Genomic DNA, 22,347 nt, shown 5'->3' with positions numbered 1-22,347 from the left:
CGGAGCAGTTAGTTGAATGAAGTTTATTTAGTGCTGGTAGAAAAGCGAATCGCTGGTGATAGGCTGAAGCGTCAAACTTAAATGATTACTTGAGAAGATAGACACAAAAAACGCACTTAAGTCGGACTTAAGTGCGTTTATGTTTTTAGAGGTTAATGGCTAGCCATTAGCTCAAACTGGCTGAATGCGCATTCAGCGCAAAAGACAGTGCTTAAGCTTGCAGATTCTTTAAAAAATCGACGATTTGGTCGAATGGTACGTCTTGCTTCTCACCGGTGCGGCGGTTTTTGTATTCGAATACGCCAGCGTCGATATTGCGATCACCAATCACCACAGTGTGAGGAATACCAATCAGCTCCATATCGGCGAACATCACGCCAGGGCGCTCTTTACGATCGTCCAGTAGCACATCAATACCCGCAGCGCTTAAGTCTTTGTATAACTGCTCGGCGATATCGGTGACGCGGTGCGACTTGTGCATATTCATTGGCAGAATGCCAACGCTAAATGGGGCAATCGCTTCTGGCCATACAATGCCGCGGTCATCAAAGTTTTGCTCAATCGCAGCAGCCACGATACGGCTCACGCCAACACCGTAACAACCCATCAGCAGCACTTGTGATTTACCGTTCTCGTCAAGAACAGTCGCGTTCATGGATTTAGAGTAGTTAGTGCCGAGTTGGAAGATATGACCCACTTCGATACCACGAGCCATAGCATAAGTACCTAAACCATCAGGCGTTGGCTCACCTTCAACCACGTTACGGATATCGGCAGCTTGCGCCAGTGGCAGATCGCGTTCCCAGTTAATGCCAAAATAATGTTTATCGTCCACGTTGGCGCCGGCAGCAAAATCGCTCATCACGCTAACACTGTGGTCGATAATGATCGGCATATTCAGGCCAACAGGACCTAATGAACCAGGGCCTGCACCAATGGCGTCACGAATAAGGGCTTCTGGGGCGAATTCAAGTGGTGATGCCACTAAATCTAATTTGTCTGCCTTGATTTCGTTTAGTTCATGGTCGCCACGAACAATCAGCGCAACCAGTGGTGCTTCTTCCGTCGCACCTTTAACGATTAAGGTTTTCACAGTCTTAGTGATATCCAAACCGAATTGCTCAACTAACTCGGCAATCGTTTTTGCATTGGGGGTATCGACTAAACGTAATTCTTTAGTCGCCGCGCCGCGTGTTTCGGTCGGCATTGGTGATTCTGCTTTCTCAATGTTAGCGGCATAGTCGCTACCCGTAGAGTAGGCGATTAAGTCTTCACCGCTTTGAGCCAGTACGTGGAATTCGTGTGACATGCTGCCACCGATAGAACCGGTATCGGCTAATACTGGACGGAAGGCTAAACCCATACGTGACAGAATGTTGCTATAGGCCTGGTACATGGCCTCATAGGTTTCATTCAGGGTGTCCATGTCCAGATGGAAAGAATACGCATCTTTCATCAGGAATTCGCGTGAACGCATAACGCCAAAGCGTGGGCGAACTTCGTCGCGGAATTTGGTTTGAATTTGATAAAGATTCAGCGGTAATTGTTTGTAAGAGCTGACTTCTTTACGGATTAAGTCGGTGATCACTTCTTCGTGGGTCGGTCCCAGAACGAAGTCACGGTTATGGCGGTCTTTAAAGCGCAGTAACTCAGGGCCAAACTTATCCCAGCGACCCGTTTCTACCCACAAATCAGCCGGTTGCACCATAGGCATTAGAATTTCAATCGCGCCCGCTTTGTTCATTTCTTCACGAACAATGGCCTCGACTTTACGCAATACTCGCAGGCCCGAGGGCAGATAGCTGTATAGACCCGAAGCGTTACGACGGATCATGCCCGCACGTAGCATTAATTGATGGCTGATGACTTCTGCATTTGCAGGTGTTTCTTTTTGAGTAGAAAGTAGGTATTTGCTAACGCGCATTACCGATGTCCAAATTTGAGTTGAATGGGCGCCATTTTATCACCTGCTTTGATGATGTCACCTATGGATTTAGGTTAAATTCAACTAGCTGGGAGACAAATAGCATTTTTTGATGCTGGATAACGGATAACGGATAACGGATAACGGATAACGGATAACGGATAACGGATAACGGATAACGGATAACGGAAGGAAGAGTGCTGTGCTGTTAGAGCGTGACTGCGTCATTACTCGTATCTAGATTCTCGTTTCTGCTTACTTATCTCGCCTATCGCCAATCACTCGTGCAGGATTACCAGCGACGATGGCCCATGCGGGGACATCTTTAGTGACGATACAGCCCATGCCAATCACCGCATGGTCGCCAATGGTGACGCCATCGACTATCCCTGCCTGGGCGCCAATCCACACATCTTTACCAATCACGATCCCTTTAGAATGGGAGGCTTGTTGGTAAATTGGGGTGTCGGGCGCCATGCCATGATTAAAGGCATAGATGGTCACATGGTTTGCAATGCGGGTTTGATCGCCAATCTGGATCCCCACTCGACCGCCATCGAGGGAGCAGCCATGATTGATGGCGACTTCATTACCAAGGGTGATGGGGCCATGTAAAAAACAGTCAGCAGCAATCATACAGTGATTGCCGATGTTGATATCGCGGTTTGGCTCGGCAAATAATTGTGCCTCGGGGGCGATAAAACAATTATCACCAATGGTGACGGTTTCGAGGGCGCAAAGGTTGGTTTGCACTTCATTTTGCCAAGGTTTGGCCCAGGTTAAATGTTTTTCTTTTAACGAGAAATACAGCCAAGGCATCCAAGACAGACGCTTTTTGTGTTGGCTTTGATAATCTGGCAAAGCGGTTGTGATTGGCGTGTGCATTTAACCGCATTTCCCCGGTTTGAGTTCGAGCACTTGAATGTATTCCCGATCATCCCCATCGACCGCCATCCGCCAAAAGATATCTAAATCATACAAAGCCACTTGATATAACTTGGGGTCATCCTTGGCTTTTTTGTACGCCGGACGCGGATCTTGCCCAAGTACGCCACAGATAAGCACGGCTAAATCCGTATAGGCTTCTTGTTTGCTGTAGGTGTTTATTTGTTCATCGGCAAGGTCACTGAACTCAACGCTAATCAGTTTCGGGGCCTCTTGGGCCATGCCGCCAACGGCACCTTCAATCGAATCTGAAAAGGGGATATAGGGCTTAATATCGATAATCGGTGTGCCATCAACGAGATCCATGCCTGAAATCTCAAGACACACTTTGCCTTTGCGTTGCACCACCCCATGGAGTTTGACCACGGATTGGCCAATGCCATTAGGACGAAAAGTGGAACGAGTGGCGAATACGCCGAGTTTTTCATTGCCGCCTAAGCGCGGCGGGCGAACCGTGGTTTTCCAGCCTTGGGCGAGATTTTCATGGAAACAAAACAGCAACCAAAGGTGGGAATATTGCTCGATACCGCGCACAGCATCGAGATGATTAACATGGCCTTCCAGCTCAACATAACCGCGTGCTTTCACCAAACCTGGCTGTCTCGGAATGCCAAATTTTTGTTTATAGGGCGTGCGGCAGGTTGCCACTGCGGTAATTTGGTTGGTAAATGTCATGCAAAAACACCTAAAGAACGGCAAAACAACCCAAACTCAGATTGTTTAGGTTGTTAGATACGCGCTAATCATTAAAGGCGCGCAGTATACACACTTTACACTAATCGGCAGAGGCCATTTTAATCGCTTGGCCGACGCATAACGCGCGGCTGATGCAACCTTGTGCAGCTTCTTCCATTAACACGCATTGTTTGATGATAATGCCGTTGGCACCTTTGTCTGCCGCAGCACGGCGGGCTTCTGTTCTCGCTTCGCTTAAGGATGCTGGTACACCATTCACATCGGCTTGGCAGGATTCACCTTGCACTAGGCCTTTTAATTCATAGTGGCCTTTAGGCAAACTATCACCTTCAAACAGTGTGACATCGCCCGCTTTGAAATAGTCATTAATCGCCTCGCCGTCTAAATTGCTATTAAAACTGTAGTCGCTGACACAGGCGCTAAGCAGTAACACTAATGCACTTGAGAGGATGATTTTCATGGTTTGACCTGAGATTTAGGGGAAAGAGGCGCAGTCCTATGGACTGCGCAGTGCTGTGCGATTTATCTCAGCAAATTCTATCGCTTAAGATACTTTTGATAAAGCTGCTGGTGGCGATTATTCAGATCTATTTGCCGCCCCTCTATCCAAATCGCATCAATTTTGCTGCTCATGGGATCGAGAATATCTCCGTCACTGAGGACAACGCTGCCCTGATAACCTACGGCAATGGCGCCTAAATCGGCAATCCCTAACAGCTTTGCCGCATCTAGGGTGACTGATTTCAACGCTTGCTCGGGCGTAACGCCATAAGCGGCACTGTAACCAGCGGCGTAGGGGAGGTTACGGCTGTTCCAATCCGATGAAAAACCAAGGGCATAGGGAATGCCAGCATTTGCTAGCAACGAAGGGATTTTAAACGGCAAATCCACGGGTTCATCTTTACGTTTAGGCAGGCTTAAGGTGTGCGGATAAATCACACTGGCGTTCACTTCCCTTAAACTTGAAGCCAATCGCCATGCATCATAACCACCGACAATCACCAATTTAAATTGATATTTTTTTGTCAGGGCAATCACTTGCTCGATTTGGCTGACGCTGTCCGCATGGGCAAAAAGTGTGGCTTTACCTTGATACAGTGGCAGCATGGCCTGCCAACGCAGATTAGGCCAGTTATCCGTATCCTGTGCATTTTGGCTTAAGAAATAGCGGTAGCCATCCTCAAAGGCGGTGATGAGTTTATCGATAGCTTGCTGATTTTTCTCAATGGCTTTGGCTTTTTCCTTTTCATCCTCGGGCATACGCTTTATTTGCGGCCAGTAGACATGGAATTGCCCTTCATTGGGTTGAAGGGCGTCTTCAATTGTCCACGCATCAAGGTCAACTACCACGGATTGCCCCGCTAGCCCATCGCCACTGGGGACGATTTGTGCATGGGTGATGCCATTGTAGCGAATGGTCGGCAGTAGCTCTGAGTCTGGGTTATAGGCACTCGCCGCACTTATTTGCGGATTAACATCACCCACTTCAGCGTTATCGACGGTTGGACGCACCATCTCGATTTCCACTAAACCAAGACTGGTATCCAGTGCAATAAGGCCGGGATATAAGTGTTTACCGCTGGCATCAACAACTTGAGTTGATGCAGTCGTATTAGTGCTTAACTGTGGCCCCAGCGCACTGATTTTACCGTTTTCAATCAACACATCGGTATTGGTTAATACCCCTTGGATGACCGTATGCACAGTGGCGTTTTTAATCAGTACACTCTGGGTTTGTTTGGGGGCCGGGACCAAGTTATGCGCCTGCGCTGATAAAGTGATGGCCAGCGTAGACAGTAGCAAGGTGGTGGGTAAGTGCTTCATTATTTCGCTCCCTGATGATGTTGGCCCCAAGCTTGATAATGGGTATCGCAATGCCATTGTGGCTCGTTAAGTGGGGTCACTTTTTCGCCTGCTTTAGCGTTATCATCACTACTGAGAATTTTTTGGATAAGGGCTGCGCGCTCTGTGACCACTTGCTGCTGGGCGAGTTGATCCTGTTCGCGGTCGAAATAGCGTTTGCCTTCGACCCAAGCGTGCGTCACCTTGGCGTAAATCGACAGCGGCTCAGCATTCCACAGTACGATGTCGGCCATCTTGCCTGGGGTGAGCGAGCCTACATATTCATCGACCCTGAGTTGTTTTGCTGGGTAGATGGTCACCATATTCCAGGCATCTTCTTTTGACATTCCGCAATACATCATCGACTTAGCCGCTTCTTGGTTAAGTCTGCGCTGCATTTCATAGTCGTCGGAGTTGATACTGGTGAGCACGCCTTGTTTTTGCATCAGGCACGCGTTTTGCGGGATCGCATCATAGACTTCGAACTTATAGGCCCACCAATCGGCAAAGGTCGATGCGCCTGCGCCATGGGCGGCGAGTTCACTGGCAACCTTGTAACCTTCGAGTACGTGGGTAAAGGTTTGCACCTTAAAGCGGTAAGCCTCAGCTAAGCGCAGGAACATTAAGATTTCCGACTGCACATAAGAGTGAATATGCACATCGCGTTGCTGTTTTAATACTTCGGCCACCGCCTGTAGGCGATAGCTTGGGCGTGGCGCGAGGGTTTTCTTCTTCTCACTGCTGCGTAAATCATCATAATCCTTCAGCGCATTTTCATAGGCGAGTGCTGCATCGAAGGTTTCTTCAAATAAGGCTTTTACGCCCATGCGCGTCTGCGGGAAGCGCTGCACAAATTTCTCGCCCCAGTTACTCTGTTTGACGTTTTCACCTAAGGCAAATTTGATGCTCGCTGGCGCATTGGCAAACTTTAGCTGCTCGGCGCTTTCTCCCCATTTCATTTTGATCAATTGTGATTGACCGCCAATAGGATTAGCGCTGCCGTGAAGCAGTTGAGCACTGGTCACGCCGCCAGCAAGCGCTCGGTAGATGGAGACATCTTCAGGATTGATCACATCGCCTATACGCACTTCAGCAGTAACGGCATCCGTGCCTTCATTGGTGCCGCCGTTGATAGCAATATGAGAATGCTCATCGACAATACCCGCGGTTACATGCTTGCCCGTTGCATCGAGGACTTGGTAACCCGAAGGGGTCGTAAGTTGTTGGCCGATTTTTTCGATCCGGCCATTGGCCATTAACAGATCTGCATTCTCTAGGATGCCTTGTTTATCCGAAGTCCACAGGGTGGCATTTTTAATGTGGAGTTTCTCGACGTTAGGCGCGTCACTCAAGCCGTAGGCCACATTGGGGTAGGTGAGTAGGCTCACTAAGGCTTGTTTTGCATCGGCTTTTTGAGTGCTGGGTTGTGTGGCTGTTGGGGCTGGAGCAATCGTAACGCCGGAAACATTATTGCTACGACTTTGAGCATCGACCATGCGACCTTGAATGCCATCTTTGGCCAGCCATAGAATAAAACGGCTGATGCCTTGAATACCTGCCTCGCTTAAATCGGCATTAAAGCTGACTCGGCCATCGTCTTCGAGGGTGAGGTGAGTGAGTGGAATAGTCTTCTCACCACTACTGAGGTTGCCCTCAAATATGGTTTTGCCCGCTTTACCCGTTTCTTCAAGGCTCAAATCTAAGGTTAAATTATTCAGCGTCAGCTGATAGTCACCCAACATCTTGGCCTGTGACAGCGAGCGAAGACGTTGTTCTTGTCCCAGCAGCCAGACACTGTAAATCTGCCCGTCTTTAAAGATATTGCCCTTCGTTATCACAAAGTCCGCCATATAGCCTGGGGCGAGCTTACCAGTAAAGTCGGCTGTTCCCGCCATTTCGGCGGCTTGGGTGGTGAGGGCTGCAAGGGCCTTATCTTCACTGAGCCCTTGCGTAATGGCTTGACGAAGGCGAGGCCAAAAGGCATCGGTCTTAATACCAAATTGCGTGAAAGCAAACGGAATGCCCGCATTAGCGACCGCTGCGGGGTTTGTTGGCGCGCGCTCCCAATGTCTTAGTTCTGCAAGTGAGACTTCGCGGTCAGCATCATCTGTACCAACATCTGGTGCCTGTGGGTAATTAAGAGGAAGAATTAAAGAGTAATTCAGGGCCTTTAATTCGTTTAGACGCGCATATTCTTGGCCACTTGCGAGTAAGTTGGCCGGCTGCTTATGTTCTTTTAGTAGGTTAGCGGCACGCAGCAAATCGTTGAGATTTTTTGTTTCAAATACGATTTGTTTCTCGGCTAGGTTATCTAAACGTTCGAAGGCGATATTAAATTCAATCTGGGGTGATGTTGAGCTATTAACAGGCTTGCTCTTATTTTGGTTATACCAGTTAGCATCGGCAAAGGTTTGCCTGATAAGCGCGATACTGCCCATTAAGGATTCGGGATAGTCTTGCTCCGAAGTGCCTTTATCAAACGCCATAAATGGTTGACTACGTGCGCGGTAAATCACCTCGTTAGCCGTTTTATCCGCTAATGAAAGGCTGACACCTGTGCCGCGGAAAATACCATCAAGCTTACTGCTTTGCACACTGGTAAAGCCGTTATTGATCCAATCCTTTGCCCGTTCTTTATTGGGGTAAACATAATTAAACCATTCTTTTTCAGCGTGAATTGCACCATTTTCAGCATTACCCCCAATACGCTTAATATCATATACCGGACGCTTCAGCCCAAGTTTGGGATATTCAAACTCGATACCATAATCGGTAAAGGGATCGATAAAACCAGGATAGATAGTATAACCACTGAGATTGATCTTTAATGCCGCAGCTGGGATATCATCTTCTTCAATAATGGCTTTGATACGATTGTTTTCAACTAACAATGTGGCATTTGATAGTCGTTTTCCTGGTGCAATAATTAATTCTGCATTAGTAAATGCGGTTAACTTATTGACGGGGGCAATGGGATTGGCCTCGGCAAAAATGGGATGGGATACCAAACTACTTATTATGCCGCAGCTTATTATTATCTTGTTGTTTATCAGCATTTTTTATTCACTAAGATGGAGGGGAATAAAGAGTAACCTAAAGCAGATGTAAATACTAAAGCTGAATTGTAACGCAATTTAAGCATTTGCTTGAATGCCAACGGCGGGTTTCGTAGACAATAAAAAAGCCCGCATTGCGCGAGCTTTTTTTAGTTACTTAGTGTTAATAGCAAACAGCTGTTACCAACACAGTTCTGGATTAGATTAAGAAATCATCCATAGAACGGCCTTTATTGACTTCGTTCTTAAATACCGTTGGCATACGACCTTGACCAGTCCACTGGATCACTTCGCCGTCAACTTCAATTTGGTATTTCGCTGGACGAGGAGCGCGTTTTTTGCTCGAAGCTTTAACCGCAACACCGCCTAAGTCGTCGATTGATAAACCAACAGCTTCCATTTGTTGACGGATTTCTTCAATCTTGGCATTACGAGCTGCAATAGCTTGCAGCTCTTCTGCTTCCATTGACTCACGCTCAACTAAGATTTTATCTAGCTTAGCCGCTAAATCACGCAGTTCTTCAACGCTGAGATCTTTTACAGCAGCTTTAAAACGACGACCGTGAGTTAATATTTCTAAAAATTCGCTCATATCTATTTTCGTCCCACTCTATTTTTAATACAGGATAATGGTGAACAACAGCTAAATGATAGAAACTAATATTGCTCGAATCAAATAAAATTATGCAATAAACAGAAATTAAATATTATTTAAGTTTTGAACTTTTTATATGTGGCAAATAACTGTTCAAAAATGTGGCCAATACCACAGTCTTAAAAAATGCAAACAGGCGTTTGACTTTGATTGACGTTAACGTTAACAGGACGTAAAGTGGCGCTATCCTGCATTGGTGATGACCAATGTTTTGTCCATGTACATGAAAGTGTAGGAAGGAAACCCTATGAAAGTATTGGTGCCTGTTAAGCGCGTAGTTGATGCCAATGTGAAGGTCAGGGTAAAAGCTGACAACACCAGCGTTGATACCGCAAACCTCAAAATGGCGTTGAACCCTTTTTGTGAAATTGCAGTAGAAGAAGCGGTTCGTTTAAAAGAAGCGGGCAGTGCTACAGAAGTAGTGGTCGTTAGTATCGGCAATAAAGCCGTTCAAGAACAATTACGTACCGCGTTAGCCCTAGGTGCTGACCGTGCTATCCATATTGATACTGAAGAAGAGTTAGCGCCAGTATCCATTGCTAAATTACTTAAAGCCGTACAAGAAAAAGAACAAGCGCAATTAGTACTGTTTGGTAAGCAATCCATTGATGGTGATAACAACCAAACGGGCCAAATGTTTGCGGCATTAACCGATATGCCACAGGCAACTTTTGCTTCAGCAATCAAAGTTGAAGGTAATTCAATCCAAGTGGCCCGTGAAATCGACGGTGGTATGCAAACCCTGAGTCTGCCATTACCTGCGGTAGTGACAGCCGATTTACGTTTAAACGAGCCACGTTATGCTTCATTACCGAACATCATGAAAGCCAAACGTAAGCCATTAGATGTGCTGACGGTAGCGGATTTAGGTGTGACGCTAAAAGCCCATCAAACTGTAGTCAAGGTGACGCCACCTGCTGAACGTAAGGCCGGTATCATGGTTGCGTCGGTAGCAGAGCTGGTTGAAAAGTTAAAGAATGAAGCGAAGGTGATCTAAATGGCCATTTTAGTATTAGCTGAACACGATAATGCGGCTCTTAAACTGGATACCGCTAAGGTTGTCACCGCAGCGCGCGCAATTGGTGATGATATCCATGTATTGGTCGTCGGCCATCAATGTGGCGCAGTGGTTCAAGCGGCGCAAGCATTACAGGGCGTCGCCCAAGTCTTAGTCGCCGATAACAGCGTTTATGAAGCGCATTTAGCGGAAAACGTGGCTAAATTGCTGGTGGATTTAGCGCCAAGCTATAGCCATATCCTCGCAGCGGCATCAAGTGCGGGCAAAGATACTTTGCCACGAGCAGCCGCCTTGTTAGATGTTGCTCAAATTTCTGAAGTGATTGCTGTGGTGAGCAGTGATACCTTTGTGCGTCCGATTTATGCGGGTAACGCTTTAGCGACAGTACAAAGCCACGACGCTGTTAAAGTGATGACAGTGCGTGCCAGTGCCTTCGATGCGGCAGCGCAGGGCAACAGTGCCGCCGTGACCACCTTGGATAAAGTGTTTGCAGCCAAAACTCAGTTTGTTTCTCAATCTTTAACGGTATCAGCGCGTCCAGAGTTAGGCAATGCGGGCATTATCGTGTCCGGTGGTCGCGGCATGGGTAGCGGTGAAAACTTCGGCATGTTAGAGCAATTAGCCGACAAGCTTGGTGCCGCAGTTGGTGCATCACGGGCTGCGGTTGACGCAGGTTTTGTGCCTAACGATCTGCAAGTCGGTCAAACAGGTAAGATTGTCGCACCTAATCTCTATATTGCTGTCGGTATTTCGGGCGCTATCCAACATCTAGCAGGGATGAAAGACGCTAAGGTAATTGTGGCTATCAACAAAGATCCTGAAGCGCCTATCTTCCAAGTGGCCGATTATGGTCTCGAAGCCGACTTGTTTGAAGCTGTTCCTGAGTTGATTGCATGCCTAAGTTGATTTTATTCGTGATCTAAATCAGAGTAAGCGGCTTTGCGGTGGTAACTGCTTAGCCGCTTATGTTTTTATGTGCCTCACGCCCATGCATGGGCGTTCTTAGAAGTAGAGACGCACCAAATATCAGTAGTGATCAGTAGGGTGATTCCATTGATCGATCACGAAAGGATTTGGTACCGAAGTGGTTTGATTTATCACGATCAACTGCTGGGGTTGTGCTGAATAGGTACAATACTGCCGTAGTATTTCCTGATATGGATATTCGGAATCGTTACTATGGAGTGCTACTGATAGGACAGGTGATCTTGGGTAGCAATTGCCTTTTCCAACCAGTTCAGTCGCCCTCCATTCGTTCTTTGACGAAGAAATGATCAATGACTGTAATTAGTTATGCCGATTCGGCACTTTCTTTGTTGCCGCCTGTGGTGGCAATTGTATTGGCGATTGTTACTCGCCGAGTTCTCTTTTCCCTCGATTTAGGTATTGTGATTGGGGTGTTATTACTCTATCAATTTTTGGCACTGGCTAGCGCTGAGTTTTTATTTAACAACGTAAAAAGACTTTTTGGGTCGGAAGCTGGGGTAAATTCTTGGAATTTATACATTCTCGGTTTCTTAATTGTATTGGGGATGATCACTGCTCTTATTACCGTGAGTGGAAGTGCGCGGGCGTTTGCCGATTGGGCGCGCTTGCACATTCGTAATAAACGCGACGCCAAACTACTGACCATGTTTTAGGGTTGTGTTGTATTTATTGACTATCATTTCAATAGCTTATTCGTTGGTTTCGTCGCCAGGCCCGTGACCGACCGCTACCATATTTCCCGTGCTAAGTTAGCTTATTTATTAGATTCTACCGCTGCGCCGGTTTGTGTTCTTTCGCCAGTATCAAGTTGGGGCGCTCATATTATTGCGCTGATTGGCGGCATATTAACGGCCCACGGCGTTGCGGATTCAGGGCATTTAACTGTCTTTATTCAAATGATCCCTATGAATTTTTACGCTATTTTCTCTTTATTATTACTGCTTTGTGTCTCCTTTATGGGGTTAGATATTGGCCCGATACGCGAACATGAATTAAATGCTATGCGCGGTAATTTATACGATGAAACTAAAGGTTTACCGCCAGGCGCAAATGCCGATTTACCCGAAGCTGATACAGGTAAAATCCTCGGATTATTTTTACCTATAACAGATTTGCCACTCTGTATTTTATGATCGACAGTGGTGCTCAAGTGTTAGCGAAAGAAGGTATTGAATTTAATGTTATTTCAGCCTTTGAGAAAACCGATGTCAGTTCATCCCTGTTCTTTGGGGCTTTAATTGGTTTAGCGGTTGCGCTGGTGCTTAATCTAGTACAAGGCGTTGAAAAGTCCATGGTGGTCAAAGGAGTGGTGCAGGGCGCTCGCTCTATGCTACCTGCTATTTATATCCTATTGTTTGCTTGGACTATTGCAGGTGTGATTGGTCAGCTAGAAACCAGTAAGTTTATGGCGAGCCTCGCGACGGGTAATATTCCCTTTGCCTTTTTACCGGGGTTGATGTTTGTGTTAGCGGGCATAACAGCATTCTCCACGGGAACCAGTTGGGGGACATTCGGGATTATGCTGCCGATTGCGGCGGATATGGCGATGGGGAGTCATACTGCCATGATGCTGCCTATGTTGGCGTCGGTATTGGCTGGAGCGGTATTTGGTGACCATTGCTCACCGATTTCTGATACCACGATTTTGTCGTCAACCGGAGCGAGTTGTCATCATATTGATCATGTAGTGACTCAGCTTCCCTATGCTGTGATTGTCGCGCTTATTAGCTTGGTGGGCTATGTGGCACTTGGCGTGACGGAATCGGTCAATGCGGGACTTGTCACTTGTAGCGTATTGTTTGTGTTGACGATTATAGGCTTACGGATAAAGTCAAAAAGCGTTGTTTAATCGGTGTGTGATTTAACATCTTTGTTATACCAATCACATTAAATATCTAATCAGTTCAGAGCCTCACAGGCATCTCAATCCAAGGCGCATTGACGAAGAAATGGTTATTCCCTTTTAAGTCAATGTAACACGGGAGTGAGATGCCAGTGAGGCTCCCGAAGGGCGGGGTTGAACGTGCTTTATACTGCGTTTAAGGCTTTCGACAGAGCACCACTATGCCTTCAAGCCTTCGCCTTGTCTAAAGCCCGTTTAACTCCCGCTGAATGAACAGATATTTAATACGATTGGTATTAAACCTCTCTTAGGCATCATTTTATTGAGAAGTTTAAACAAATCAGCCAGCAACTATGCTGGCTGATTTTTTATCTATCAATCATCCCAGATTATTTGGTCTGATTGAGTCCGCGGCGGTTGAGTAAACCCTCGGTGGTGGGTTCTTGTCCGCGGAAGTTTTTGTAAGCTTCCATTGGCGCAATACTGTTGCCCACTTCGCGAATGGTCTTGCGGTATTTCATGCCGATGTCACGGTTTAAGCCACCTTGAGTTTGCACATAGGCAAAGGCATCGGCCGCTAAAATCTCACTCCACATATATGCGTAGTAACTTGCTGAGTAGCCACCGGGGAAAGCGTGGGCAAAGTAAGTCGACTTATAACGTGGTGGTACAGCGGTGATATTTAAGCCGTGTTTTTTCAGCGCATTGGCTTCAAATGTTGCTACATCTTGCAGTGGCGCATCAGGGCTTAATGAGTGCCATTCCATATCAACGAGGGCGGCAGCCATATACTCTAACGTATCGAAGCCTTGGTTGAAACTACCTGATTTTAAAAGTTTTTGCAGTAACTCATCAGGGATAGGTTTGCCCGTTTCGTAGTGTTTAGCGTAATTTGCTAACACTTTAGGGTGAGCTGCCCAATCTTCTTCGAAAGTCGATGGGAATTCCACAAAGTCACGGGATACTGAAGTCCCTGAAAGACTTGGATAAGTCACTTTGGAAAACATACCGTGAGTGCCGTGACCCATTTCGTGGAACATAGTGGTGACTTCATTGTAGCTAACGAAGGTCGGTTGACCTTCTGGCGCTTTTTTAATGTTCATCACGTTAACCACGACAGGCTTTGTGCCTTCGAGGAAGGATTGACCCACAAACGAACTCATCCATGCGCCACCGCGTTTGCCTTCACGGGCAAAGTAGTCAGCATAGAAAATCGCCATGCTTGAGCCATCGGCATCAAACATTTCGTAGGCTTTCACATCTGGGTGGTATACAGGCAAATCTGGGCGTGGCTTTAAGGTAACGCCATACAGCTCTTTAAGGGTATAAAACACACCATCTTCAAGTACGCGGTTAAATTCGAAGTAGGGGCGGATGCTATTGGCATCGAGGGCGTATTTTTCTTGGCGAACTTTCTCGGCGTAGAATTCCCAGTCCCATGGTGCGAGTTCAAACTTGCCACCGGTCTTGTTGATCATCGCTTGAATATCGGCGGCTTCTTTCTCAGTATTGGCAACAACGGCTGGCACCATTGAGCCGAACATGCTGTAAACCGCTTCAGGGGTTTTAGCCATTTGCGGTGCAAGGCGATAGCTGGCCCAGTTTTCATAACCAAGCAGTGCTGCACGTTCGGCACGTAATTGGGCTAAGCGAGACACTAAGGATGCGGTTTCGTTTTCACCCTTTAACCCACGGTTTGCCGAGGCTTCCCAAATGCGTTGGCGCAATTCACGGTTCTCTAATGAGGCCAGAACTGGTTGGCGAGTGGTGTTAGTGATGTTGATTAAGTATTTACCATCGTGGCCTGCGGCTTTGGCATCGTTTGCTGCTGAGGTGATTTCACTGTCAGAGAGGCCAGCGAGTTGCTCTTTGTTATCGACAACAATGGCGATGTCTTTGGTTAAGCGCAGTAAGCGTTGGGAGAATTCATTGGTAAGTGTAGATTGCTCTTCGTTTAAGGCACGGATCTTTACTTTTTGCTCATCGGTCAGTTTTGCGCCTGCCATGATGAAGCGTTGATGGTACATCTCGACCAAACGCACTGCTTCAGGGGTTAAGCCTAAGTTATTGCGATTGTTATAAATCGTTTCAATACGGGCAAACAGCGCTGGGTTGAGGTTGATATTGTCCGAGTGGGCTGCCATTTTGGGGGCCATTTCACCCTGGATTTTGCGCAGGGTTGGATTGCTGTTTGAACCTGCTAGATTGTAGAACACACTTGATGCGCGATTGAGTAGGGCTCCACTTTTTTCCATGGCGACAATAGTGTTATCGAAGGTAGGCGCAGCTGGATTATTCGCAATGGTCAATATTTCTTGGTATTGCTCTTTAATGCCTTGTTCAAGTGCAGGCTGAAAATGCTCATCTTTAATGGCATTGAAATCAGGTGCTTGATATTGCAGCGTGCTGGCTTGGAACAAGGGGTTTTGTGTTTGCACTGCGGTGACATTTGTGGCTTTGGTATCTTGAGAACTGCAGCCTGTCATTGCTCCGGTCATCAGTGTGGCGCCAATGGCGATTGCAATAAAACTTTTACGCATAGTCGAGTGATTTCCTTAGAATTGTAGTTTTAGAATTGTAGTTATTCGTGACTCTAGTGTTATTAACTTAAATAGGACTGAAAACCTATAGTGTGAATTGTAAGAAAAAGTAAACAAAAAGCGCCCCAAGGGTTTTGGGGCGCTTTGAACTATTTTATTGCAGAGAAAATAGGCTTCCGCTTTTTACTGCCTAGTCAGTCATGCGATGATTAAATGACTAATTAGCGAGTAAACTTATGGTATTTATCAATACCTGTGCTTCTTCCTGTATCGTGACATACTGCGCAAGATTCGGCAGTCGGCTGTTTAAACCAATCAGGCACGCTAAGCACACTGATTTCACCACCATTGCTTTCCATGTGAGCCTTAGCAGCATCACCAGTGTGGCAGGCGTAACAGTTTGCTGTTACAGGGCTGGTCATTTTACTACCGGGTTCAAGAATGTACTGGTTAGGTATTTTCTCAAGTTCAATCGCTGTTTCGTGACAAGCAACACAGCTTGTTGCCGCTTCAATTGCGCTTGCTCCGTTAACGGTTCATCGGCTTTCACTTCACCCACTTTAGCACCTTCACCCCAGTGCCAGCTGTGAACCATTGGACCAAAACCAGCACCTAATGTTGCTGAAGTACGTTCCATGCCGTTGTCATGGCAAGCGATACAAGCCTTACCACCTTCATTGAAGGCACCATTTTTGTGGAATGCTGTGGCATCATTGTGGCATGTGGTACAGCTGTTATCACTGACGACGGTGCGACGTTCAAAGGCAGAGACTTTGGCTGTGGTCACAGGATCAACAACGTCAGAGTAAGCGGTAAAGAATACGCCCATGGCGCCATCATATCCGTTAATAAATGACAGATATTTTTAGTGCCGTCAGCGTTGTAACCATAATAATATTTAGCGCGCTGACCTGGACGACCCACTAAGCTGCCATTTTCATAGGAATGTAAATAAGCGGCCGCATAAACTACGGGTTTCTTAGCGTCATATACTAGCGGGCTAGAATAGTTGAAGTTGTCTTTAATGCTAAAGACGTTACCATCGGTGTCTTTCACTGTCAGCGTGGTACACCAACTGGGTTCAACTTTAGAAATAGCCGTTCCATCAATATAGTGGTCAGTTTTAGTTGAAATATCATCTACTTTAACAGGTGTTGATAGACTCAATTTATACTTAGCACAAATCGCTTGGCGTTCTGTTATACCCGCTTTGCTTTCGTGCATAATGCGTAAATCTGCACCATTACTTGGGATCACAACGCCTGGTACACCACCACTGTTATGGCAGTCAATACAACCTGGGCCAGATACGTTGATATTGTTAGGTGCTTCAACGTGGCAAGAGGTACAGTTCATCACACTGAAATCTTTAGTAAATTTCTGGTGATTGATGTGACCAATTTTTGATAGTGTGTTAGTCGCGTAGCTACCAGTAGAGAAACCTTCGGCATTGACAACTGCGCGGCTGACAGAACCGTGACAGACTAAACAGCCTTCTACGAAGGCGACTTCGCTGTCCATTCCGCTTGCAACATAGCTAGGATGTTTAAGTGGGCTAGTGGAGTAGTCGATATGGCAAGAGTAGCAGCTATCGGTTGTGGTTGAATGTGTGCCTTCTGGTTTGTTAACGATTAAAGGTTTAGACGTTGCAATGCCATCGTTTCCACCGACACGTAACCAAACGATACCTTCAGTGGCAGGATTTACCCCTTTCATTGGTACTTTAAACTGGTAGTGGCCATCAGCTAAAGCCGTTAACTCTGCACCTGCAGTTGCTTGAGTTGCTTCACCGCCAATATGGACGTTATCTGCGACACCATTTTTATCAGCTTCGGTGCGGTGTTAGTGATGAAGCCTTTATCTGTTAGTGCAGCCACTTTGGCTTGAGCATTTAACAGTCCGTTGATTAGGTTATTGTTTTTATCTGTAATTTCAAATTCGTAAGTGATACTGCCTTCGCCAAAGCTATAGTTGATCACTTTGACGTTAGTCATAGTAGAACTGGTGACAGGGGGCGGTGTTCCAGGGATACCGGGCGTTCCTGGTGCTCCATCCACACCATCTTTACCATCATCCCCACAACCTACCAAGGCGCCTGTAAGGACTAAGGCAACAATATAAGCCAGTTTTTTAGAGGTGAATATTCTCATCATAATCTCCATTTAATCCAATACGCATTTAAAGGCACGGATTGCAGCACTAACGTTTGCAGGGGAGATTAGTGCTTTGAACCGCTGATTTCATTTGCAAGCATCGAATACTTTTATTTTTTTAATTGAGTACTTTTAGTCTCGAATGAAATATTACTGTTATTAATGTGTTTGTTTTTTAATCCAAACCGCATTTAAGCCTATATCTTTGGAAGTAGATCTCATTTCTAAACATTTGTTAATGTGATTTTTCTTATGTAAAACAATATTTAAGGCTCAATTAAGCTTGTTGTAACAATTATTGATTTGTGTTGACATCTTTATCCATATTCAGAGGAGGGGACGGAAAGACGAACAGTGAACCTAAGAGTGAAACCGAGGCGAACGTGGTTAAAATAATCATTTGTGGCATCTAGAGTGGGATTTCATCGTAAAAGCTGAGGCAGGACTAGTGTGCTCATGCTGGGCGCAATGCTAAACTAAGCACCACTCTGGTGACAGAGATATGACAAATCAGTTTGATAAAGGGATTCATTTTGGCGCAATTGTATTTTTACTATTCAGCAATGAATGCAGGTAAATCCACCTCACTATTACAATCCTCCTATAACTACCGCGAGCGCGGTATGAATACCTTAGTGATGACGGCCTCTATCGATGATAGATACGGAAAAGGCAAAGTTGCTTCGCGCATTGGCATTGAAAGCGATGCCCAGGTTTTTAGCAGTCATGACAACTTAATCGAAATGATTACCGCTGCCCACCAAGAGAATCATTTGAGTTGTGTTCTGGTGGACGAATGCCAGTTCTTAAGTAAAGAACAAGTCAAGCAGCTTACATATATTGTTGATAAAATTGATATTCCAGTATTGTGCTATGGTTTGCGTACTGACTTTCAAGGTGAGCTCTTTAGTGGCAGCCATTATTTATTAGCCTGGGCTGATAAATTAGTGGAACTTAAAACTATTTGTCATTGTGGACGTAAAGCCAATATGGTGGTTCGTCTTGATGGCGAGGGTAAAGTGATGCGCGAGGGTGAGCAGGTCGCGATTGGTGGTAATGAAAGTTACGAATCGGTGTGCCGTAAGCATTTTCGTGAGTTTATTTGGGATTAACACAAGTTTGGTTAACGTTGAATATATAATCTCAACTCGGGTTATAGGAATGAATAAACACAATCAACATCGCAAAAATAGTATTAGTTAGCCTCAAGTTTGCACTTTTGCACTGGTAACAAGGCGAATTCATGCGTCAATAGCGAACCTATGCAAGTGAACTCAACGTTGTTTGAGGCGTATTTATTATGCCGAGCTGAGGATATATAGCCTAAGTATTTTTGTGCTAACCACTTTGAGGCTTGCTACCAAGTCATTAAAATACGGTGAGATCTCACTAGGAAAGTGAGATCTCACTCGAGCAACGCATAGGAATGTATAGCTGCGTTCGTTATGGACAAACTTAAGTGTAAGTTTTGCCATACCTAATGTGTTGCGCATAGGTTGGGAAGAACCCCACGTAGAAAGGATTTGTTAAGTGATTTTTTGGAGCCGTTTTGCCTAATTCTACACAAGAAATGCAATTCGAAAATTATCGTCCTCGTCCGCCACAACCTGAGCCGAAGGCAAAGCGTCAGCGCAAGCCTAGATCTAAAGGGCGCGCTTGGTTTTTGTTATTTATTCTTGTTTTTTGTTTAGCGATTTTGATTGGGCAGGAGATTAAAACTTCTTATTACCAATCTAAGTATATACATCAATACGCTAAGACACTGACCTATAAGCTGAAAAACGAGCCAACTCAGTCGGTTATCTATCCAAGTTATGGCCCCTTCGATGAGCGCCACGGCTATAGTAAGCTGCCACAATATATCGATAGGTTACTGCAGCGTAATTTCCAAGTGACTCAGCAGGTGGCGTTTTCGCCAGCGCTGCAGGAATATGCGCAAATGGGCTTCTTTCCGCCATATCATGAGAAAGCCCAATCCGGTTTGACCTTACTCGACTGTCGTAATACCGACCTCTACGAGTTCACGTATCCAAAACGTGTCTATCAGGATGACGATAAAATTCCCAATGAAATCGTCAATACTTTGCTGTTTATTGAAAACCGTGAGTTGTGGACCACAGAACCCAAACTCAATCCGGTGATTGACTGGCCACGTTTTGTTGTGGCTGGGATGAGCCAAATCGCTGAAATGGTTGGGATGAATGTCTCTACTGCGGGTGGCAGTACCTTGGCGACGCAAATTGAAAAGTTCCGCCATTCTTCCCAAGGCTTAACCTTAAGTATCAAAGATAAATTACTGCAAATTGGCTCGGCCACCGTGCGGGTGTATCAGCAGGGAGAAATCACCGAACCTGCACGCAAACGTATTATTCAAGATTATTTAAATACGGTGCCGTTATCCTCAGCACCCAATCACGGTGAAGTGCATGGCATAGGTGATGGCCTATGGGCTTGGTTTGGCACGGATTTCGATACGGCAAATCAGTTGCTATCTTCTCCCCAAATAAAAGCCAATGCGGCTAAACGTGGTCAAGTGTTCCGTCAAGTGGTGGCACTGATGATCGCCCAGCGTCGACCTTCTTATTACCTATTACAGGGACATGATGATTTAGAAACGCTGGTCGATAGCCATATCCGTTTACTCGGCCAATATTATCTGATTGACCGTAAGCTCAGGGATGCCGCCCTAGGGCAAAAATTACAGTTTAAAGTTGCCAAACCCCAACGTAATACTCAATCGGGTTCGGACAAGGGCGTTAATACCATCCGTATTCGTACTGCGGGTATGTTGAATGTCGGCTTATATGATTTAGATCGACTCGATTTAACTGTAAACAGCAGCCTACACAGTGAATTACAGCAGCAGGTGAGTAACTACTTACGTAGCCTTGGGCAGGCTTCAATGGCTGAAAAAGTTGGACTCTTAGGTGAGCGTTTACTCGAGCCAAGTCAGCTGCAAAATGTGCTCTACAGTTTTACGCTGTACGAAAAAACCGAGACGGCTAACCGCGTGCGGGTACAAACCGATAGTACTGACCAACCTTTTGATATTAACGAAGGCAGTAAGTTAGAGCTTGGTTCGACGGCAAAACTTAGGGTGCTCACGACTTACCTTGAGATCATTGCCGAAATCCATGACAAGTATTCCAAAAAGCACGGTATTGAGTTGGAGTCGATAGTGATTGAACCTCGCGATCATTTGACGCGCTGGGCGATTGACTATTTGATTGTTAATCCCGATAGACGCCTTGATCGTATGCTCGACGCCGCGCTGCAGCGGGAATATTCTGCCTCGCCTAATGAGCAGTTCTTTACTGGCGGTGGTTTGCATGTGTTTAATAACTTTAAGAAAACAGAAGATCTTAAAGTACCAACCATGTACCAAGCGCTGCAGGACTCGATTAACTTACCTTTTGTACGTTTGATGCGTGACATCGTCAACTATAGCAGCAGTATGCAAAACGAAGGCAATATGGCGCGTTTGCTACGCAATGATAAAGATCCACGCCGCGAAGAGTATTTGCGGGTCTTCGCCGACCGCGAGGGCAATACCTTCGTGACTAAGTTTTACCGTAAATACAAGAAAGTGGCGCCCAATGAACGTTTAGAGCTATTTTTTGATGGTCAAACTCAGGCGGAGCAACAACTCACTGCGGCTTATCGTTATTTGCAACCCAATGAGTCAATCGCCGCCTTTAAGGCCTTTTTACAGCAGCGTCTACCGCAAAATAACTACACAGATAAGCGCATCAAAGATCTTTACAACAAGTACGGCCCAGAGAAATATAACCTCCCAGATCAAGGTTATATTGCGCGGGTGCATCCGCTTGAGCTGTGGGTGCTCGATTACTTGAACCAACATCCTGAAGCGAACCTCAACGATATGAAAGAGGCGAGTAAAGATGAGCGTCAAGAAGTGTATCGCTGGCTGTTTAGAACGCGGCATAAAAACGCGCGGGATGTGCGAGTACAAGTGATGCTAGAGGTTGAGGCCTTCCTCGATATTCATCAACGTTGGGCGCGTTTAGGTTATCCCTTTGAATCTATGGTGCCCTCTTTAGGGTCGGCGCTCGGTAGCTCGGGCGACAGGCCTGCCGCTCTTGCAGAGTTGATGGGAATTATCCAAAACGATGGTTATCGTTTGCCTACAGTGCGGATTAATCAACTGCACTTTGCTGAAAATACCCCCTATGAAGTGCGGCTTGAAAACCAAAACACCCAAGGAGAGCGGGTGATGCGCCATGAAGTGGCACAGGCCTTAAAGGCGGCCCTTGGTAACGTAGTTCAAAATGGTACAGCAAGACGTCTAAAGGGTATCTTTACCAATGATAATGGTGCCATGCTGGCCATTGGTGGTAAAACTGGTACGGGCGATAACCGCATTGTGACGCAAATGCAGCAGGGCCGAAAAGTGGCCACCACGGCGATGAACCGCACTGCGACCTTTGTGTTCTATTTGGGCGATAACTACTTTGGCACGCTAACCGCTTTTGTGCCGGGCAGTAAGTCGGATGATTTTAGTTTTACCTCGGCACTGCCACTGCAAGTGATGAAGGGCATGATGCCTATCCTTGCGCCCTATGTGAAATCCTCAAAAGGCATGTGTGTACTGCAAGAATAACTCAGCACGTCTTGGATAGATAAAACCCCGCAACCGTGAACACGATTGCGGGGTTTTTGTTTGAGAT

General features: G+C 46.1%; 13 protein-coding genes, 2 pseudogenes and 1 riboswitch. Of the genes and pseudogenes, 5 read left to right on the top strand and 10 right to left on the bottom strand.

Features of this window, described 5'->3' with window-relative positions:
• Window positions 1-211 precede the first annotated feature (211 nt).
• The 8 genes from SO_RS14695 to SO_RS14660 all read right to left on the bottom strand — a co-directional run bounded on the left by SO_RS14695 (window position 212) and on the right by SO_RS14660 (window position 9,055).
• Window positions 212-1,924, bottom strand: coding sequence for a proline--tRNA ligase (locus SO_RS14695; protein WP_011073042.1), 1,713 nt, complete (start codon window positions 1,922-1,924; stop codon window positions 212-214).
• A gap of 84 nt (window positions 1,925-2,008) precedes the next feature.
• Window positions 2,009-2,152 carry a hypothetical protein gene (locus tag SO_RS14690; RefSeq protein WP_164925738.1) on the bottom strand — a complete coding sequence of 48 codons (144 nt, stop codon included), beginning with the start codon at window positions 2,150-2,152 and terminating at the stop codon, window positions 2,009-2,011.
• A 27-nt stretch (window positions 2,153-2,179) separates the two neighbouring features.
• Window positions 2,180-2,809, bottom strand: coding sequence for an acyltransferase (locus SO_RS14685; RefSeq protein ID WP_011073041.1), 630 nt, complete (start codon window positions 2,807-2,809; stop codon window positions 2,180-2,182).
• Window positions 2,810-3,544, bottom strand: a complete 735-nt coding sequence (gene tsaA / locus SO_RS14680; protein ID WP_011073040.1) for a tRNA (N6-threonylcarbamoyladenosine(37)-N6)-methyltransferase TrmO — start codon at window positions 3,542-3,544, stop codon at window positions 2,810-2,812.
• 100 nt (window positions 3,545-3,644) lie between these two features.
• Window positions 3,645-4,025 carry an Rcs stress response system protein RcsF gene (gene rcsF / locus SO_RS14675; protein WP_011073039.1) on the bottom strand — a complete coding sequence of 127 codons (381 nt, stop codon included), beginning with the start codon at window positions 4,023-4,025 and terminating at the stop codon, window positions 3,645-3,647.
• A gap of 77 nt (window positions 4,026-4,102) precedes the next feature.
• The gene (locus tag SO_RS14670; protein ID WP_011073038.1) at window positions 4,103-5,389 is read right to left on the bottom strand and encodes an amidohydrolase; all 1,287 of its coding nucleotides are present in this window, start codon (window positions 5,387-5,389) and stop codon (window positions 4,103-4,105) included.
• Window positions 5,389-8,463 carry an amidohydrolase family protein gene (locus SO_RS14665; protein ID WP_011073037.1) on the bottom strand — a complete coding sequence of 1,025 codons (3,075 nt, stop codon included), beginning with the start codon at window positions 8,461-8,463 and terminating at the stop codon, window positions 5,389-5,391. The genes SO_RS14670 and SO_RS14665 overlap by 1 nt, the downstream gene beginning before the upstream one ends.
• A gap of 199 nt (window positions 8,464-8,662) precedes the next feature.
• Complete coding sequence (locus SO_RS14660; RefSeq protein ID WP_011073036.1) at window positions 8,663-9,055, bottom strand: H-NS histone family protein; 393 nt, start codon at window positions 9,053-9,055, stop codon at window positions 8,663-8,665.
• A 310-nt stretch (window positions 9,056-9,365) separates the two neighbouring features.
• Between SO_RS14660 and SO_RS14655 the strand changes: the two genes are divergently transcribed.
• The 3 genes and pseudogenes from SO_RS14655 (at window position 9,366) to SO_RS14645 (ending at window position 12,972) form a co-directional block, all read left to right on the top strand.
• Window positions 9,366-10,115, top strand: coding sequence for an electron transfer flavoprotein subunit beta/FixA family protein (locus SO_RS14655; RefSeq protein ID WP_011073035.1), 750 nt, complete (start codon window positions 9,366-9,368; stop codon window positions 10,113-10,115).
• Complete coding sequence (locus SO_RS14650; RefSeq protein ID WP_011073034.1) at window positions 10,116-11,042, top strand: electron transfer flavoprotein subunit alpha/FixB family protein; 927 nt, start codon at window positions 10,116-10,118, stop codon at window positions 11,040-11,042.
• Between the two features lie 95 nt (window positions 11,043-11,137).
• A riboswitch (Lysine riboswitch) is annotated at window positions 11,138-11,334 on the top strand.
• 79 nt (window positions 11,335-11,413) lie between these two features.
• Window positions 11,414-12,972, top strand: a pseudogene (locus SO_RS14645) (Na+/H+ antiporter NhaC family protein).
• 383 nt (window positions 12,973-13,355) lie between these two features.
• Here the strand turns inward: SO_RS14645 and SO_RS14640 are convergent.
• Window positions 13,356-15,506, bottom strand: coding sequence for a M3 family metallopeptidase (locus SO_RS14640; protein ID WP_011073033.1), 2,151 nt, complete (start codon window positions 15,504-15,506; stop codon window positions 13,356-13,358).
• 221 nt (window positions 15,507-15,727) lie between these two features.
• Window positions 15,728-17,656: pseudogene (locus SO_RS14635) on the bottom strand (multiheme c-type cytochrome).
• A gap of 536 nt (window positions 17,657-18,192) precedes the next feature.
• On the opposite strand from SO_RS14635, the gene SO_RS14630 reads away from it, so the two are divergent.
• Window positions 18,193-18,771: a thymidine kinase gene (locus SO_RS14630; RefSeq protein WP_011073032.1), complete on the top strand. Its 579-nt coding sequence runs from the start codon at window positions 18,193-18,195 to the stop codon at window positions 18,769-18,771.
• Between the two features lie 437 nt (window positions 18,772-19,208).
• Window positions 19,209-22,280 carry a transglycosylase domain-containing protein gene (locus SO_RS14625; protein ID WP_011073031.1) on the top strand — a complete coding sequence of 1,024 codons (3,072 nt, stop codon included), beginning with the start codon at window positions 19,209-19,211 and terminating at the stop codon, window positions 22,278-22,280.
• Window positions 22,281-22,347: the final 67 nt, after the last annotated feature.

The organism is Shewanella oneidensis MR-1 (assembly GCF_000146165.2).
GTDB lineage: Bacteria > Pseudomonadota > Gammaproteobacteria > Enterobacterales > Shewanellaceae > Shewanella > Shewanella oneidensis.
Note: the sequence above shows the minus strand (reverse complement) of the source record. Positions and strands in the feature narration are given on the sequence as shown.